General features: G+C 34.7%; 17 protein-coding genes. 1 reads left to right on the top strand and 16 read right to left on the bottom strand.

Translation table 11 applies throughout. The annotated features are described in order from the left end of the window. Positions 1-66: 66 nt before the first annotated feature. From NST63_RS13265 to NST63_RS13335, 15 genes are all read right to left on the bottom strand, one after another. A complete protein-coding gene (locus NST63_RS13265) occupies positions 67-1,419 on the bottom strand; it encodes an aspartate aminotransferase family protein (RefSeq protein ID WP_341042482.1) in 1,353 nt (450 codons plus the stop codon). A 19-nt stretch (positions 1,420-1,438) separates the two neighbouring features. Beyond that, on the bottom strand, positions 1,439-2,905 hold the full coding sequence (locus NST63_RS13270; RefSeq protein ID WP_212945698.1) for a CoA-acylating methylmalonate-semialdehyde dehydrogenase: 1,467 nt from the start codon (positions 2,903-2,905) through the stop codon (positions 1,439-1,441). A gap of 633 nt (positions 2,906-3,538) precedes the next feature. Then, on the bottom strand, positions 3,539-5,176 hold the full coding sequence (locus NST63_RS13275) for a PucR family transcriptional regulator (RefSeq protein WP_341042483.1): 1,638 nt from the start codon (positions 5,174-5,176) through the stop codon (positions 3,539-3,541). 183 nt (positions 5,177-5,359) lie between these two features. Further along, positions 5,360-5,584, bottom strand: a complete 225-nt coding sequence (locus tag NST63_RS13280; RefSeq protein ID WP_341042485.1) for a hypothetical protein — start codon at positions 5,582-5,584, stop codon at positions 5,360-5,362. Positions 5,585-5,618: 34 nt separating this feature from the next. After that, complete coding sequence (locus NST63_RS13285) at positions 5,619-7,091, bottom strand: NCS1 family transporter (RefSeq protein WP_341042487.1); 1,473 nt, start codon at positions 7,089-7,091, stop codon at positions 5,619-5,621. Between the two features lie 176 nt (positions 7,092-7,267). Next, the gene (gene hydA / locus NST63_RS13290; protein ID WP_078111015.1) at positions 7,268-8,686 is read right to left on the bottom strand and encodes a dihydropyrimidinase; all 1,419 of its coding nucleotides are present in this window, start codon (positions 8,684-8,686) and stop codon (positions 7,268-7,270) included. Positions 8,687-8,718: 32 nt separating this feature from the next. After that, entirely contained in the window at positions 8,719-10,005 is a 1,287-nt protein-coding gene (gene preA, locus NST63_RS13295; protein WP_212945702.1) for an NAD-dependent dihydropyrimidine dehydrogenase subunit PreA, read from the bottom strand. A gap of 45 nt (positions 10,006-10,050) precedes the next feature. Next, a complete protein-coding gene (locus NST63_RS13300) occupies positions 10,051-11,400 on the bottom strand; it encodes an NAD(P)-dependent oxidoreductase (RefSeq protein ID WP_373312688.1) in 1,350 nt (449 codons plus the stop codon). A 107-nt stretch (positions 11,401-11,507) separates the two neighbouring features. Further along, on the bottom strand, positions 11,508-12,398 hold the full coding sequence (locus NST63_RS13305) for a nitrilase-related carbon-nitrogen hydrolase (protein ID WP_341042489.1): 891 nt from the start codon (positions 12,396-12,398) through the stop codon (positions 11,508-11,510). Between the two features lie 564 nt (positions 12,399-12,962). Beyond that, complete coding sequence (locus NST63_RS13310) at positions 12,963-13,115, bottom strand: hypothetical protein (protein ID WP_341042491.1); 153 nt, start codon at positions 13,113-13,115, stop codon at positions 12,963-12,965. A 158-nt stretch (positions 13,116-13,273) separates the two neighbouring features. After that, the gene (locus NST63_RS13315; protein ID WP_341042492.1) at positions 13,274-13,960 is read right to left on the bottom strand and encodes a copper homeostasis protein CutC; all 687 of its coding nucleotides are present in this window, start codon (positions 13,958-13,960) and stop codon (positions 13,274-13,276) included. A gap of 207 nt (positions 13,961-14,167) precedes the next feature. Further along, positions 14,168-14,695, bottom strand: a complete 528-nt coding sequence (locus NST63_RS13320; RefSeq protein ID WP_341042493.1) for an AAA family ATPase — start codon at positions 14,693-14,695, stop codon at positions 14,168-14,170. Between the two features lie 38 nt (positions 14,696-14,733). After that, complete coding sequence (locus NST63_RS13325) at positions 14,734-15,060, bottom strand: HIT domain-containing protein (RefSeq protein ID WP_341042494.1); 327 nt, start codon at positions 15,058-15,060, stop codon at positions 14,734-14,736. A 26-nt stretch (positions 15,061-15,086) separates the two neighbouring features. Then, complete coding sequence (locus NST63_RS13330) at positions 15,087-15,926, bottom strand: alpha/beta fold hydrolase (protein ID WP_341042495.1); 840 nt, start codon at positions 15,924-15,926, stop codon at positions 15,087-15,089. A 127-nt stretch (positions 15,927-16,053) separates the two neighbouring features. Beyond that, the gene (locus NST63_RS13335) at positions 16,054-16,764 is read right to left on the bottom strand and encodes a class I SAM-dependent methyltransferase (RefSeq protein WP_341042496.1); all 711 of its coding nucleotides are present in this window, start codon (positions 16,762-16,764) and stop codon (positions 16,054-16,056) included. A 183-nt stretch (positions 16,765-16,947) separates the two neighbouring features. Between NST63_RS13335 and NST63_RS13340 the strand changes: the two genes are divergently transcribed. After that, complete coding sequence (locus tag NST63_RS13340; RefSeq protein ID WP_341042497.1) at positions 16,948-17,139, top strand: Mas-related G-protein coupled receptor member D; 192 nt, start codon at positions 16,948-16,950, stop codon at positions 17,137-17,139. Positions 17,140-17,164: 25 nt separating this feature from the next. Here NST63_RS13340 and NST63_RS13345 read toward each other — a convergent pair whose 3' ends face one another. Next, entirely contained in the window at positions 17,165-18,355 is a 1,191-nt protein-coding gene (locus tag NST63_RS13345; RefSeq protein WP_341042498.1) for an MFS transporter, read from the bottom strand. Positions 18,356-18,360: the final 5 nt, after the last annotated feature.

Genomic DNA, 18,360 nt, shown 5'->3' on the forward strand with positions numbered 1-18,360 from the left:
TAGTTGCGAGGTATAATGCTTTAAAACACCCGTAATATAGAGAAAATTACGAGTGTTTTAATTGGACTATAAAGATTTTATTTCCTCAGTTAATGTATCGATGATTAATTCTAAGTCTTCCAGTTTAATATTTAAAGGTGGGGCAAGTGTTAGCACATTATTAAATCCTGCAACAGTAGCACCATTTTTTCCAATTATCACTCCTTTTTGTTTACACCCAGCAATTACTTTATTAACTAGTTCCACTTCTAATGGTTCCTTGGATGATTTGTCCTTTACAAGTTCCACACCAACCAGTAGTCCTTTGCCCCGAATATCCCCAACCAACGGATGATTTGCTAACGCTGAAGTCAGGCTCTGTTTTAATTGTTCACCTAACTCGTAGGAACGACTAAATAGACTTTCTCGTTCCATAATTTCAAGATTTTTTATTGCTAGTGCACATGCAGCGGGGTTGCCACCAAAGGTATTAATATGACGGAAATAATCATATTCAGCTGAGCCGCTAAACGCTTCATAGATATCCTTCTTCACAGCTGTAGCTGATAAAGGTAGATATGCACTAGTAATCCCCTTTGCCATCGTAATAATATCTGGTTTTACTCCATAATTCATATAACCAAATGCTTTTCCCGTTCTTCCAAATCCACAAATCACTTCATCTACAATAAGTAAAGCTCCATGCTTTTCACATACTTCTTTTATTCCAGCCATGTAGCCATCGGGAGGAACGATCACACCACCACCTGTAATTATCGGTTCCATGATAACTCCGGCAATCGTTTCACTTAACTCCCAAGTCATGACCTGATCCATTTCTTTTACAGACTTCAGCTCCGCTGGCTTATCATCAGCTCTGTCATCATCTCGATATAAATCAGGAGGACTAACATGAATAAATCCTGGTGCTAATGGTTCATATTTAAATTTTCTTTGAGCTTGCCCAGTAGCAGCTAGTGAACCCATGGAATTACCATGGTATGCTCGATATCTGGAAATAAACTTGTAGCGTCCATGATCACCTTTTTGCTGATGATATTGCCGAACAAGTTTAAAGGCAGTTTCATTCGCCTCAGAACCACTATTTGAAAAGAAAATTACGTATTCATCTTCTAGTAATTCATTTAACTTTTCTGCTAGTTTAATAGCAGGAGTATGGCTTTGGGTTAGTGGAAAATAAGCCATTTCTTTTAACTGCTCATAAGCGGCTTCTGCTAGCTCTGTTCTTCCATAACCGACATTTACACACCATAATCCGCTCATTGCATCTAAATAGCGATTCCCATGATGATCAGTAACCCACGATCCTTCAGCCGTTTGAGCAATCATTGTAGCATCAGGATTATAAGGTTTCATCGAATGCCAAAGAAGTTCTTTGTCCTTTGTTAGAAAGTCTCCGGTTTCTTTTAATTTTTCCATTCAATCTACTCCCATCTTATTAATAATCAAATCGTGATGTAATCATCTTCTTTCTCGTATAGAAATTAACGCCATCTTTTCCATTCACATGAAGATCTCCATAAAAAGAATCTTTCCATCCAGAGAATGGGAAAAAGGCCATAGTTGCAGGAACACCTACATTAATTCCCAACATACCAGCATCTGCTTCTTCTCGAAATTGGCGAACCGCCTTAGCATCTTTTGTATAAATGGTTGCTCCATTACCAAAACGTGATTTACGGATATACTCTAAACCCTCTTCTAAGTCCTTCGCCCTTAATAATGATAGAACCGGAGCGAAAATTTCCTCTTTTGCTATTGTCATATCAGGGGTAACTTGATCAAAAATAGTAGGTCCTAAAAAAGTTCCTACATTTTTTTCATTCATTTCTTTTCGACCATCCCTAATTAATGTTGCCCCTTCCTTTAAGCCGATTTTGATATAATCCAAAACCTTTTGACGATGTGAATCTCTAATTATTGGAGTTAGTAATACTTCATCATCTAATCCATTCCCTATAATGAGTTCATCTGCACGTTCTTTAAGGTTCTGGACAAATTCATCTCCATCACCAACAACGACAACCGCGCTGCAAGCCATACAGCGTTGGCCAGCACTACCATAAGCAGAACTAATAATATGGGATACGGCCTTTTCCATATCTGCATCAGGCATTACAATATGATGATTTTTCGCACCAGATAATGCTTGAACCCTTTTGCCCGCAGCAGCTGCCCTTTCATACACATATTTAGCTACTGGTTGGGAACCAACAAATGAAATAGCACGGACATCATCATGATCGAGTAATCCATTTACTACATCATGTGCTCCATGAACAATATTTAACACACCCTTTGGAGCTCCTGCTTCAGTAAACAATTTTACTAATTCATTTGCTAAAATAGGCGTGCGTTCAGAAGGCTTAAGGACAAAGGTGTTACCACAAGCAATAGCTAATGGGAACATCCAAAGCGGTACCATCATTGGAAAATTAAAAGGTGTTATGCCAGCAACTACTCCTAGAGGGTAACGAAACATTTCTGAGTCAATCTCTTCTGCAATATTCGAAAGACTTTCTCCCATCATTAAGGTAGGAGCACCAGCAGCAAATTCCACACATTCAATTCCCCGTTGAACTTCTCCGTATGCCTCTTTATAGGCTTTTCCATTTTCTTGAACAACCAGTTTGGCAAGCTTTTCATGATTTTCTGATAATAAATAGTGATATTTATATAAAATTCTAGCGCGTTTTGGAACAGGAGTGTTTTTCCAAGTCTTCCAGGCTTCTTTTGCTGACTGTACTGCTTTATCAACATCTTCCTTTGAAGAAATTGGAACCTTAATTATTACCTCACCTGTAGCAGGATTGGGAACATCTAAAGTTTCATTACTATTTGCATCTATCCATTCACCGTTTATAAAATTTTTAAGTACTGTAGTTTCTTTTTTTAACACAGTCATAATTTCTTAGCCTCCTCCTTTGTAAAAAGCATAATTATTTCTAAAAATATTTTCCTTCTGCTTGTATAAACTTAAGGAAAAAATAAGATGGCTAGTGTTCTTATCACTTCTTATCGTCTATTTAAAAATGGAACAATAAGCATAAGGAACAGTAGGGATATAAAAAAGAGTTATCCTATTAGAATTATTACTTAATTTGTAAGTGTTTTCATTAGACATACTGTAAAATATCTTAGTTTGTTTTTTCCACATTATGAACAATGTCTTCAATGCCCTCTAACAAGAAGATTTTCACCATACATATAGGCATACTTTCAACTTCAGTGGGACAAAAAGATATTTAATTTGATATTTCATGTTAGTTTGTTGTTTTTTCTCAGTGAAATAATGAAATTCTTATTCTTTAACTTTTCATTTAGGGTCTTTTCTAAAACATTGTTGCTATTGAAATAAAGTTATAACTATCGACTGAAGGCCACTACACGTTTCATTTTACTGAGTAACTTCATATGACCAGCTAGAGTCCTTTATTCGGTAAAAGCCAATAGTTGGGCTAGAAAACAGCCTTACTTAAAAAATTACCTAAATAGCAATTTTTGAAAAAATGCCAACCAAAAAACCTATTAGGGTTTACTAATAGGCTTCATGTTCAGCGTGTTTAAGTTTTTTTGAAGATTGTAGGAATTCATAAGATAATATCATTACTTCAATTGCTATTCTCTTTTCTGGGTTCATAAAATCTTTCCCTAATAATTTCTCCAGTTTTTGTATGCGATGATATAAAGTTTGTCTAACAATAAAAAGCCGTTTCGCGGTTTCTTGTTTGGATCCGTTGCATGCTAAATATGTTTTTAATGTTTGCATTAACTTTCCATTATATTTCTTATCATAATCTATAATTGGTTCCAAATACTCAAGTACAATTTCATTCAAATCTAAGTGACGATTAATTAAAGAAATTAAACGATAAATATGGAGATCATCATAAAAATAGAAATCAGAAGAATTCGATAATCTTTCCTGTATTCGGATCGTTTCTAATGCAGTTTCATAGCTTCTATTTATATTCACTAAATCTGTAACATATTTACCTATTCCAATAAAAGGCATTGGATGTTGATCTATCATTGAAGGATTAGAATTTTTCAATCTCTGAATCGCTTCCTTCATTCTTTTTTTCCAAGATGAGACATTTCTTTCATTGAGAATAATAAAGATGATGCTATTCTTTCTTTCTATAGCAAAAAGAGTAAAACCCTGTTGTTCAAATATCGATTTATAAAATAGTTTTAAATAAGTTAAATCTATATTGCTGAGGTTTTGAAAATTTTCAAGCCTGCAAATACAGACATTTGCTCCTTTTGGTTTAATGGTGGATGATTGGTAGGCTAAATATTCATGAATATCATCTTCAGTTTGATCACCTTCTAACCACCTTGATAGCCATTCTACTTCTTCTGCTCTACTCTTTTCTTCCACATAGAGATCTCTTAATATCAATTGAGCAAGAGCTGTTGCAGTACGATCAAGTATTAGCTGATCGAATTCTGTTAAAGAACGCTCGTCGGAGGTAATAATTAATTGTGCATAGTTACTTCCTAAGAGATGTATCGGAATACTTGCAATTGAATATGAATTAGCAGTTAAGTGTTGGTTATTTTCATTTTTTTCAACTAGTTGCAATAACTTTTTTCTCTCCTGATCTAATACATTTGGGATGAATTGAATATCCTTATTCTTAAATACAATAATCACTTGAACTTGTAAATAATGTTGAATATATTTGAGGATTTCATTGTAATGATCAATCGTTAGTAGTTTTTTACTTAATGTTTGGGAGTATTTTTCAAGATCTGCGATCATTTGATATTGATGGTTGATTAGAAGTGAGTGAATATCTTGAGTGATTTCTACAAATGGTACTTCTCTGTGAAAGAGGATAATAGGAAATTTGTGCTCATTCGCAACATCAATGATTTCTGGTGGAATCGAGGAAGTGTATGTACCAATTTCAATGCATAGTCCAGCTGCCGATGAGTCGATTAGTTGTTCTAATACAGAGATAAAATATTCCTTTTTTTCCTTCCAAGCTACTCCTGTTGATAAAATTAATTCATTACCATTTAGAAGGTTACGAATATTAGTAACTTCTACAACATGTACCCATTTAACTAGGCGATTCAAACCCTCTTTTCCTGCAATAACCTCAATCATCTCAAAATGTTTTCTTTGTAAAATATCCTTTACCGTAATATAAGATTTCAATTTCATATCACCTCTAAAAATTGAGTAGAATATTTGATCTTTTATTAAGGATCTAAGAAGAATATAGGGTCTGTATTTATATACTATTCGATATAATTGAATAAAATCCTTTACAGGTATTTGATTGCAAATAAAAATAGACATATCCTTTAAGTATCCAATACTTAAGGGATATGTCTTTTCAACGTGTTATATTTTCTCTTTTTGTTGGTTGATTAAAACTACTGAAAAGTATTTTCTTGCATCAGCTGTTAAGATGTGTAATGTTTCATTTTCTATTTCTGAATCTAAAGTTTTTTCAAATTCTACAAAAGCACCACTTAAATTCTCAGTGATATTTTTTATTTTGAAACCTTTTTCCACTAAAAAATCAATTCGATCTCTTTCTTGTAAAAACTCTTGATACTCAGACAAAATAATAACCTCTCTTTCCATAAAAAATGTGATTTTATATTTGTGGATTCAAATCTTCAGGTACAACAACCACTTCTTCCACTTCTGAAATTTCCCAATCACGACCAACCGTAATCCCTAAATATTTTTCATCACTTGGGTCTTCAATTTCTGCTTGTTTGTACTTTTTAAACCACCAGTATTTACCTAATATATAATAAATTACGGCACCTACAAGAAAGCCCACGATAAATGAATAGCTTGAGAGAAAATATGAAGCGATTCCCCCAATAATCCATGCAATCATTCCTGCCAAATTAAACCCATTCATGTATTTATATTGACCATTCCCTACAAATAAATCGTTGACATTCACTCTCCTTTTTCTAATTAAATAGTAATCTGTAAACAATATACCTACTATTGACGACAATATTCCTCCGATAATGAGTAAAGCAGGCACAATAACATCAAATAAGCTCCACGGTTGGACCGCAATACCAATAATCCCCGCAATGAGAACTGCTGCCCAAAAAGGTACTTTTGGACCACCTACATTAGAAAAAATGGTCGCTGCAGGTATTACATTTGCAGATGTATTTGTTGACCATTGGGCAAATACAATCATTAATAACAAAATACCCAAGATAAATCCGCTCGCTGCCTCCTGAAGGGCAACAACTGGATCAAAATTTGAAACAGCAATATAAGATACGGCACCAATAATGATCATAAATGTATTGACAATTGGCATAACAATAATACTTCCAACGATTTGTGATTTATTACGTTTAAACCAGTTTCTTTCGTTTTTTGGTGCTTTGAAAAAACGTGATAAGGATGGCATATCAGCTGCTAAAGTTGCCCAGAATCCCATATTACTCATCACAACTACCATAAAGGCTGTAAAAGCTGCACCACCTGTTACTGGACTTTCCACCCATGACCAAATTTCCCTTCCTTGTTCTGCAGCTTGATCCGACAAAGAGGCATACATCCACGCAGAAATTAAGATAATGGTTGGTGCAGCTAAGTCGGCAAATCTTTCGATTGCTTTAATACCAAGTGCAGTGTTAATAAGTTGAAGTGCTGCAAATACAATAAAACAAATAAACCAGTTATTAAAACCAAACAAAATATTTAATATTCCATTCATTGCTGTTGCACCGAAATATGTGTTCAAGCCGAACCAACAGGCTGCAGTAATACCACGTACTAATGAAGGAATATGTGTACCGATCGTGCCAAATGGGGCCCTCATATAAACCGGAAACGATAATCCATGTTCTACACCGATATCACCAATAATGGTCATAAATATGCCGATAGCTACGGATCCTATTAGAGTTGCAACAATTACCCATCCAAGTGGTAAACTTTGAACACCAGAACCTCCAATTGCAAAAGCAGCTAATACAACAGCCATCCCTACCCAAATAACAGCGAAGCCCTTTGGTCCTATATTTCTTTCCTCTGAGCTAATAGGCAATAAATCTGGTGATTTCAAATAACTATCCTTATTATTCATCTGTTACACCTCATTTCTCGAAATGTATTCATAATATTCTGAATAATGCAAGCGTAAAAAATCCTTGTCAATGGATTATTTTTTTTGGGGAGAGCACATGTAAACATTTGCCTCCCCCAAATTACTATTAAAATTGATCCTACAGATCGATATATTTTATTTTAAATAAAAGGCTGTTACATCGTTAATGATTCACTCTCATTCGTATGATTTCTTTCACCATATTTTGCTCGTTTCAAATACTGTCCTGAACCAATCTTTCCAACAAACTTTTTATCTCGAATAACAAATTCTCCTCGTGAAAGTACAGAAACAGGTTCTCCTATTACTTTCATTCCTTCAAAAGCATTGTAGTCTACCGCCATATGGTGAGATTCAGCAGAAATGACCCTTTCTATTGTAGGATCAAAGATAACAACATCGGCATCCACTCCAACGGCAATCGTACCTTTCTTCGGATATAATCCGAATAGCTTCGCAATTCTCGTGGATGTTATATCTACAAATTGATTTAAGGAAATCCTTCCCTTTTTAACCCCTTCAGAAAAGAGAATACTTAAACGATCCTCAATAATTGGTCCCCCATTAGGAATTTTTGAAAAATCATCTCTTCCTAAATCTTTTTGCCCATTAAAATCAAATGAACATTGATCCGAACCAATGGTTTGAAGTTGCCCTGTTTTTAAAGCGTTCCATAGAACTTCTTGGTTCCATTTTTCACGTAATGGTGGAGACCAAACATATTTAGCCCCTTCAAAATTTGGTCTTTCTAAATAGGATTGGTCTAAAACCAAATATTGTGGACAAGTTTCACCCCAAACATCAATTCCCTTATCTCTAGCCTCTGCAATCTTTCTTGCAGCATCAGCACATGATACATGTACTACATATAGCTGAGAGTTTGCGAGTCCAGTAAATGTTGCCGCTCTACCCGTTGCTTCTCCTTCAATTTCAGGTGGCCGTGTAAGCGCATGATAAATTGGTTCAGTATTGCCATTCTCTAGCGCTTTATTCGTCAAATAATCAATGACATCTCCGTTTTCTGCATGTACCATAACGAGTGCTCCGAGTTCTTTTGCTGCAATAAGTGTACGGAATAATGTCTCATCATCCGCTTGAAAAACATTTTTATACGCCATAAATACTTTAAATGAAGTGATTCCTTCATTATCAATGATCGAAGGAAGTTCATTTAATACGTCTTCATTCACTTCACTAATCATAAGGTGGAATCCATAATCAATTACCGCCTTATTTTTGGATTTTGCGTGCCATGTGTCAATCGCTTTCTTTAACGGTTCCCCTTTATTTGTTAAACAAAAGTCAATGATTGTGGTTGTTCCTCCATAAGCGGCTGCAATGGTCCCTGTTTCAAAATCATCCTTAGTCACTGTTCCGCCAAAGGGCATGTCGAGATGTGTATGGGGGTCAATGCCACCCGGGAAAATATAGCATCCTTTAGCATCAATTACTTCAGATCCTTGTGTAGAAAGATTTTCTCCTATTAAACTTATTACACCATTTTCAATCTCAATATCTGCTTGAAATTGATCTGTTGCCGTCACTATTGTTCCATTTTTAATCACTTTTTTCATGTTTTAAACACCCCATTTTCTATTGCTTTTATCTATTTATTTACAACATTTACATTGCATGAAACAGCTCCAAGAGCAGCTTGACGTTCATTCCATGTCATTGGTGGAAGCGTACTTGGAATTTCAACCATGTCAATTGCCCCATCAACTGGACATACGATAGAACAAAGATTACAACCTACACAGTCATCTTCACGTACCTGTAAATATCCTTTTCCTGATTCATCTTTTAACATATCAATACATTGATGGGATGTATCTTCACAGGCAATATGGCATTTATTGCAATTAATACATATATCGTTATTTATCCGCGCGACGATTTTATAATTTAAGTCGAGATTTCCCCAATCGGAATATTTTTCTACTGACTTCCCTATTAAGTCCATTACAGAGGATATTCCTTTGTCATCTAAGTAATGATCTAGTCCCTCAATCATATCCTCTACAATCCTAAATCCATGATGCATTGCTGCTGTACAAACTTGAACTCCCGTTGCTCCCATTAGCATAAACTCCACTGCATCCTGCCAGCTTGAAATTCCACCTATACCAGATATCGGAATGTTGATTCTAGGATTGCGTGCACATTCCCCAACCATATTAAGAGCAATTGGTTTAACTGCAGGACCACAATATCCTCCATGGGCACCTTTTCCAGCAACATGTGGAATCGTATTCCATGTATGAATATCCACTCCTGCTAAACTATTAATTGTATTTATCATACTGATTGCATCCGCACCACCATTTGCTGCGGATTGAGCAGTAACAGTAATATCTGTAATATTCGGAGTTAGCTTTACTATAACAGGTGTTTGAGCGGCTTCCTTCACCCAATAAGTTTGTTTTTCAACAAGCTCTGGAACTTGACCAGAAGCAGATCCCATCCCCCTTTCGGCCATACCATGTGGGCAACCAAAATTTAGTTCCAGTCCGTCCACACCAACATCCTCAACTCTTTTTACAATTTCATGCCATTTTTCCTGCTTAGGTTCCACCATCAGCGAAGCAATAATTGCATGATTAGGAAATCTTTTTTTAGTTTCATAGATTTCTTGTAAATTAACCTCTAAAGGTCGATCAGTTATGAGTTCGATATTATTAAAACCTGCTACCTTTTGACCATTAAAACTAACAGCTGCAAAACGTGATGAAACATTTAGAATGGGATCACCCAATGTTTTCCAAACTGCTCCTCCCCAACCTGCATCAAATGCTCGTTGAACTTGATAACCAGAGTTAGTTGGAGGAGCAGAAGCTAACCAAAATGGGTTTGGTGATTGAATTCCTGCTAAATTAATCTGTAAATCTGCCATTTCCTTACCTCCTGCCCTTTTTAAAGATATGCTATATTGTCCAAACTAAGCAGTCTCTGCGGAAGTTTTGCTTAATTGCTTGTGGATTGCATATGCTGCGTCTTTTCCTTGCTGTGCAGCTGATACAACCATCGCTTCACCTTGACCCTTTCCAAAGATGACATCTCCACATGCATAGACTTTTGCATTAGACGTTTGATAAGTTTGCTGATCAATCTTTACTACGCCACTATTATGTTCAAGTTGAAATTCTTCAATTAACTGATTGTATCTTGATTGTCCAATTGCTTTTATAACAGCATCTACTTCTAATATAAATTCGGATCCTTCAATTGGTATCGGGCGAGCACGACCATCGTCATCAGATTTACCTAATTTCATTTTGATACATTCAATCCCTATGACCTTTCCATCTTCATTCCCGATAATCCGTTTTGGTGCAGTAAGCCATCTAAATTCAACCCCATCTTGCTTGGCAAATTCATATTCAAATTCATAGGCGGTCATTTCCTCAATAGTCCTTCTATAAAGAATCTTCACATTTTCCGCTCCCAATCGAATGGAACATGTTGCACCATCGATTGCTGTATTTCCCGCTCCGATGACAACCACCTTCTTACCGAGAAACGTATTAGAAATAGGTTTTGTTTTCGTTTCTTTTACGAAGTCAATCGCATCATATACACCGTCTAAATCTTCACCGACAATCCCTAAATTAGGAACACTCGCCATCCCTATTGCAAGTAAAACAGCATCATAATTGTCCATTATTTCTTTTACTAAAATATCCTTTCCTACTCTTGTGTTTGTCTTTATTTCAACATCAAGACTTTCTACTTGCTTTACTTCCCAATAGGAAATATCTTGTGGAAGCCTAAAAGACACTATTCCATACGTGTTTAATCCACCAGCATGTTTTTCAGCCTCAAAAATCGTCACATTATAACCTAATAATCCGAGCTCTCGAGCAGCAGCAAGACCAGCTGGCCCTCCACCAATGATTGCTACTTTCCTACCATTCTTCTTTCCCGGTTTAAATAATACTTGTTGATTTTTAATTGCCCAATCTGTGGCATACCTTTGTAAATTGCCAATCATAATTGGTTTCGTCGAATGATTAAGTACACATGCCCCCTCACATAATTCCTCAGTTGGACAAACACGAGAACAGCTTGCACCAACAGGGTTGGCTGTCATAATCGTTTTAGCAGACCCTTTTAAATTTCCTGAGGCAATTTTTTTAATAAATGTCGGAATGTCGATTCCCGTTGGACATGCTTGTATACAAGGAGCATCGTAGCAATATAAACATCTATTCGACTCTTCTATTGCTTCCTGATTTGTTAACCCAGGAAATACTTCATTAAAGTTCTGCTGTAAATCTTCATAAGAAATTCTAGTCACTATGTTTTAGCCTCCTTTGGAAAAGATAAATACTATATGAAGATATATATAAAGGGCTTTACGTTTGGAAAAGTTGTAAAGCCCTTGTTGAAAAATAATTAAGGTAATAGAGCCGTCATGTCTTGATAAGTTTCAGGTCTGCGATCCCGATAAAATTGCCAAGTATCACGTACTTCTCTAATCATTTTTTTATTCATTTCACCGATGACAATTTCATCTTGGTCCCGACTACCGATTGCTACAAATTCCCCTCTTGGGTCAACAAGATAGGATTGACCATAAAATTCACCCATATTCCATGGACCCTCTGTACCTACTCTATTGATTGCACCTAAATAATAGCCATTTGCAACTGCGTGTGCTGGTTGCTCAAGCTTCCATAAATATTCTGATAATCCCGCAACTGTTGCAGATGGGTTTAAAACAATTTCGGCGCCATTTAAACCTAGCAGTCTTGCACCTTCAGGAAAATGTCGATCATAACATATGTAGACACCAACTTTTGCAAATGCAGTATCAAACACAGGATATCCTAAATTGCCAGGCTTAAAATAAAACTTTTCCCAGAAACCATACCCCTGATCTCCAACTCCTACATGAGGAATATGTTGTTTACGATATTTTCCCAAATATGAGCCATCTGCATCTATCACTGCGGCTGTATTGTAATAAGTTGCAATCCCTTCTTTTTCATAAATTGGTAATATTATAACAACTCCTAATTCCTTTGCTAGATCTTGAAATAGTTTCGTTGTAGGTCCATTCGGAATCTCTTCTGCAGCATCATACCACTTTGTATTTTGCTCAGAACAAAAATAAGGTCCATAAAATATCTCCTGCAAACAAATGATTTGTGCACCTTTTTCTTTTGCATCTTTAACGAGTTGAATATGTTTTTCTATAGCCTTTTGTTTATGAACATCAACGGGTTCATTTCCATCTACATCATTTGAAGCTTGAATAAGTCCAATTTTCACGTTGTCTGTCATGGACAATTCCTCCTTTATAAATAGATTGGCCAATATACATATATGAATATATTATTTACCCTATTACTTTATATTCGGAAAACGCTTTCAAAAGATGTTGTCATTTTGAGTTTTTTACCCAAAATAGAAGTTTAAGCTTAGTTTACTTTTTTCTTGCTTGGATTGCATTATACACAATGTTAAATGATGTACATGATTTGTTTTTCATAATGTAACATTTGACAAATATAAACAATATCTACTGATAAATTCGTTATCAGTTATAGTAATCACCTAGTCTAGTTATCTAACCATTTTCAGCATTCCATTCGGAAATGATGGCTTTTTGGTACAATTTCATACGGATGTCTGAAAGAATATCAATTCCATTCACCACCTTTTGTCACTTGGTATCACCTCTAAAAAATCCTTGTATTTCCTTATTCCACCCCTCATTAGCAAGCTTCTCAAGTGCTGACTGAATAAAGATATTGAGGATCATCATTGATATAAATGGATGGTGTATATTTTAATGTTCCATCTATGTAATTAAAGTCTTCTTATTGTATATTTTTTCTCATTTATTCAACTTCCACTTGAAATCGTTAATAATAGAAATAAGTTCTTCTTCTTAAACCTTTTCATGCAAAAGATCATAAAAACACTTATCAATGATATTCCAATGGGTTTATTTTGAATAACGAAAATCATATGCTCAGCATAACTAATTTCCAGCATTTCATAAACTCCCCATATATGAAGTATAGTAAAAAAAGTCGATTTCCTCAGATGAACCTCAGCCCAATTGTTAATTTGTCTAACAATTGAATTGAAGTTCAAAACATGAAATCGACTTTTTTAGATTACCGTCTTTAGTGATGTAATCTTAGATTTGCCTACCTTATAGTAAGTTTTTTTATCTCTTGTATTTTTTGTGGATCAATTGGATAACTAAAACTGGATTGATGATGCACTCCAGAGCCAAAATGAATTTCTGTCACCTTCACTTGTTCTAAAAGGTAGCCAATATTGTTCGGCGTTAAGCCAGATCCTGCCATAATCTTAAGGGATGTACCCTCACACTTATTCACCAATTGTTGCAGCTCACTAGTTGCATCAATTGCTTTATCCTTGCCACCCGATGTTAGTATACGAGAAATCTCCGGATATTGTTGTATTACATTTAAGGCTTCTAATTGATCATTTACTTCATCAAACGCCCGATGAAATGTAATATCTAACCCATTTGAGGCATCCAACAGTTTTTTCAAAGCTTCCTTATCAATATCCCCATCCGTATTCAATACACCCCAAACAACCCCTGCAGCCCCAAGCTCCTTACAAATCTGTATATCCTTCACCATACTATTCAATTCTGTATTAGTATAACAAAAGCTGCGACTATGTGGACGTATCATCACATACACTGGAATCGACACTGCTTTACAAACCGCTTCTATGATACCATAGCTAGGAGTTAGACCACCCTCTGCGACTCCCGTTATCAGTTCAATACGATTAGCACCTGCTTGCTCCGCTAATATTGCATCCTCAACGGTATCTGCAATGACTTCAATTATCATATGTAAGCTCACCTCTATTTTATATCAGTAAATACCCTCTTTATTTTACTTTAAAAGAACAAGGAGAGCATCTAATCTATTTACTTTTTTATTAAGGCACTTTTTATTAAATTATTATTAACGTAATGTTTCAGCTAAGATATAAGCAATATTTCAGTTCACTAAGAACAGAACTCTAACTTAATAAGGAATAAAATAAAGCTTTTATCAAAGGGATACCTTTTCTTTCACAATTTCAACAATGAGAGGAATACTTAGATGATCTGTCTGAATATACTCCCCGAAGTCATATTTATTAAATGCATTTATACATTTCCTTGTTTGCTGGAAGCACCAGTTTCCTTCTTCTTCCCCACGTCTTCTTAATCTTTCATAAATCGTTTCTTCCTCTGCAATCAGACAAAAATGATAGGTATCCTGATTTAACTTTTTAAAACCATCTATTATATAATGAAGATATTCCTGTTTACGAATTGTCATAGGGATAATTAGATTCATCTTGTATGTTTGAATCAACCGATTGGCCAAAACAACTGTTAACTCTTTCCAAAGCTGTAAATCCTGAAAGTCACCAGTATTTGCTTCCTTTTGTTTAATTTTATTTGGAATGATGTTCCTCAGCATAAAGCCAACTTCTTCTGGATCGAAAATCATGCTATTATCCATTTGTTTCACTAACTCATTTGCAACAGAAGTCTTTCCAACTCCAAACGCACCATTAATCATAATAATCATTTATGTAACTCCTTTAATTCTATCAGAAATGTATGTATTCATATCCGTTTCCCAGATAAAATGTGCCAATGTAGATGCTTTGATTCTTGATAATTTCCTAAATTAGTAATCACCCTACACGCACCATACTCCTGTTCTATTTTCCAAGCAACTTTTCGTACAGTATCTATTAACTCATACAATATCTTTTGATCACACTCATCTATTCTTGTTAATGAGGGAATATGTTTTTTCGGAATTGCCACAATATGAATGTGATACGAAGGTTTTGTATGATAGTAGGCTAAAGTATGATCGGTTTCCACTATTTTTTCTACTTCCGTTTTTCCACTTAACACTTCATCACAGTAGAAATCTATCGTCATTGATATTCCTCCAGTTTTTCTATTTTTTACTTCAAAAAGGAATGAATAATTTGTTCGAATTCATCCTTCTCTTCTAAAAATGGATAATGATTACTTTGTTCAAAAATATGTAATTGAGAATTCGGAATAAGTTGATGCATTTCGATAGAATATTTAACAGGGCATTGAACATCGTGTTTCCCACATAAAATAAGTGTTTTTGATGTGATTTCCGGTAGTTTTCTTGTGATATCATAAATTAATGCCTCTCTGCTAAAGAAATTTAGTCTTTTCGCAGACGTTCCTTTATTGATTGAACCATTGAAATAATCTTCATATTTTTCAGGCTTATATAAGGATATTTGTGTTCTCTCTTTTATTAATTTCTCCCTATCTGAAAATGAAAGGTCATCCCTCTTTATTTCATCCATTAATTCTTGCATTCTATAAAAATGAGGATGACGTTCATTATATACAGATTCTGGTGTAGAAGAGTAATAATCTCTGGCTGCCGATCCTACAATAATTAATGAATCTAAGGATGATGAAAAATGAATTCCATATAAAGCACCTATCATTCCACCAGTAGAATGTCCTGCATATGTCCACGATGAAAATCCGAGTCCTTGTCTTATTTCTTCAAGATCTAATACCGTTTCAATCATACTTAACTGATAGGGTTCCTTTGCACTGTCAGAATTTCCACATTCTCTAAGATTAACAAGAATTACTTTGTTTTTATTTATAAAGGATTGTGCGAAATAATCCCCCGATTCATTAAATACTGAATAATGATGGGTTACACAAATTGGATTACCCTCACCCGCAATAAAAATTTCAAAATTTCCTCGTTTCGTTTTAATGATTTCTCTTTTCCAAAGATTCATCTATTTCTCCTTTACACTCTAAAAATCTTCATTCATATTCTTGTATTTTTTTGTGCATCCATTTCTTCTTAATATCAGAATATAGCTAAGGAACCAGGAATTTCCCTGAAGTTTTTTAAAAGTTTGCTCATTTTTTGTTAATTGCCTTAACTATAATAAAATGTGGCTTCTTCATTAATTTTTCATATTTCTCAGGAGCCTCAGTTTTAAAAGCTTGGGTTGGTTGTGGTTCAATCACTTTTTCAATGATAAAATGTGTAGTGGTCACATTTATCATTTCGTTCAAGGGACGTCGGTAAAACGGTACTTCTATTATTTTTCCTTCCTTATTCCAGCGATCAATCAATAATTCATTAGCAAAATAATCTTCATTTTGTGAGATATGTATATCCATGAATGGATGATGTACCGAATATAAAAACACTCCGTTAGATTTTAAGATTCGCTGAAACTCTCCAAAAGTTTTTTCCCAATCTTTAATATAATGAAGAGTTAGTGAACTAATGATCATATCAAAGGAATTATCATCAAATGGAAGCTCTTTTTCTAAATCAACACATACGACCTCAGCTTTTTGTTTCACACGTCTTTTTGTCGCAGCAACCATATCTGGACTTAAATCTGTTGCAACGACACTTGCCCCACGATTACTTAATTGCTCTGTATACCAGCCTGCTGCACAGCCAGCATCAAGTACTCTCATATTTCTTATATTATTTGGGATGTTCCTCAGCATAGAAGGTCTTTCATACTCACGATTATGAAGACTAACTTTATCGACACTATTTTCATAAGCATGTGCAAGCTGATTAAAGGTTCTTTTTATTTGTTCTTTCATTTTTCACCTCGTAAATATGTAAATGAATGGTTCACCTTACAATTTCTCTATTACTTTATGTTATTCCTTCAAATTTATGGATATCATCATCTACATGAGGCTTTATTTCTAATGATTTTAAACTAAATACTATAAGTTTATATCAGTAAAATGAAGATATCTGAAAATTATAAGGAGGTTACAATGGAAGCTTTTTTCTTTTCATTGGCAATTCTCTGCTCTGGAATATCCATCATGATTTTTATTGAGTTACTTTTAAATAGTGGATTAAAGGCGGCTTTATATATTTCAAAGAAGTCAGTTAAACTAATGGTTGGGATTTTTATTATGTATGTTCTAAGTTTTTCCTCCTATATTCTCTACCAAGTGTTATAGAAAAAGAGCAGTCTGCTAAAATAGATCAGACTGCTTTTGAAGGTATAAAAATAGTAAGTAATAGTACCAATGCTAATACAGTTCCAACTATGGAGAAAATTAAACAAACTAATTGAAGTGTAAACCATTCAGCAAATAAGCCTAATAATAGGGTTAATCCAATTTGTACAACACCTTGAAACATATCGGCTATACTACTAAATCTCCCCATAATTTCTATTGGTACATTATTTTGAAAAAAGGTAGCATACCCTGCATTAGCGAATGCCATAAAAAAGCCCAAAAATATAAAGGCTAATGTAGCAGTCAGAAAATTATATGATGAATAAAACCCGACATAACCTACCGAGGTAAGAAGCATCCCCACACCTAAATAGAGTTTGAGTTGTAATTTTTTGGCTAATATAGCCGCAACTGCTGCACCTGTTAATGAACCAATTCCTGTTATACTGACAATTATTCCATAATCTCGATCAGATAATTTTATATTTTGTTTAATAAAAGTTACCTCTTGTGAGTCTAATGAAAAACCTATGAGTAAGGCAAGCTGAAATAACAGATAAATAATAATAAAATTCCTCGCTTTCAGTGCAAAATTTTTAACAATTATCCAATCTTTCATGATCATTTTCCAATGGATTTGTAGCTGTGGGTTATTCGATTTCTCATCTACATTCGGGAGAAGATAGATAAAAAAGGCACAAACTAAAAAAGTAACTGCATTTATAATGATGCAAAGTTCCGTTCCAACATGCATGATAAGAATTCCGGCAATTGCTGGACCAAGTAGAAATGCACCTGAATTCGTCATACTCATGATTGAATTAAATCTCTTTCGATTGTCTCTAGGTATTAGCTTCGTTATATAAACAGATGAACTTGGACCAAAAAATGAACCGACAATATTAATCATTAATAGAATTGTATAAATGATCCATAAGGAACCGATAAAAGGAATACAAAAGACGAGAACTCCTCTTATTAAATCAATTGCAATCATTAAATATCTTTTATTTACGCGATCAATTACACTGCCAGCCCAAGTATTTGTTAGTAGTACAGCAATTGGTCGAATGATATACAGACCGGCTACTGCAGCTGCAGAACCAGTAAGTTCTAAAATAGAAAGGTTTAAAGCAATTAAATAGATCCAATTTCCTAAATAAGATATACCGATTCCAGAGAGTAACAAAATCGGTTTTTTCCAAATGTTCATTTTTT

The sequence above is a fragment of the Heyndrickxia sp. FSL W8-0496 genome (genome assembly GCF_038007825.1).
Taxonomy (GTDB): domain Bacteria; phylum Bacillota; class Bacilli; order Bacillales; family Bacillaceae_C; genus Heyndrickxia; species Heyndrickxia oleronia.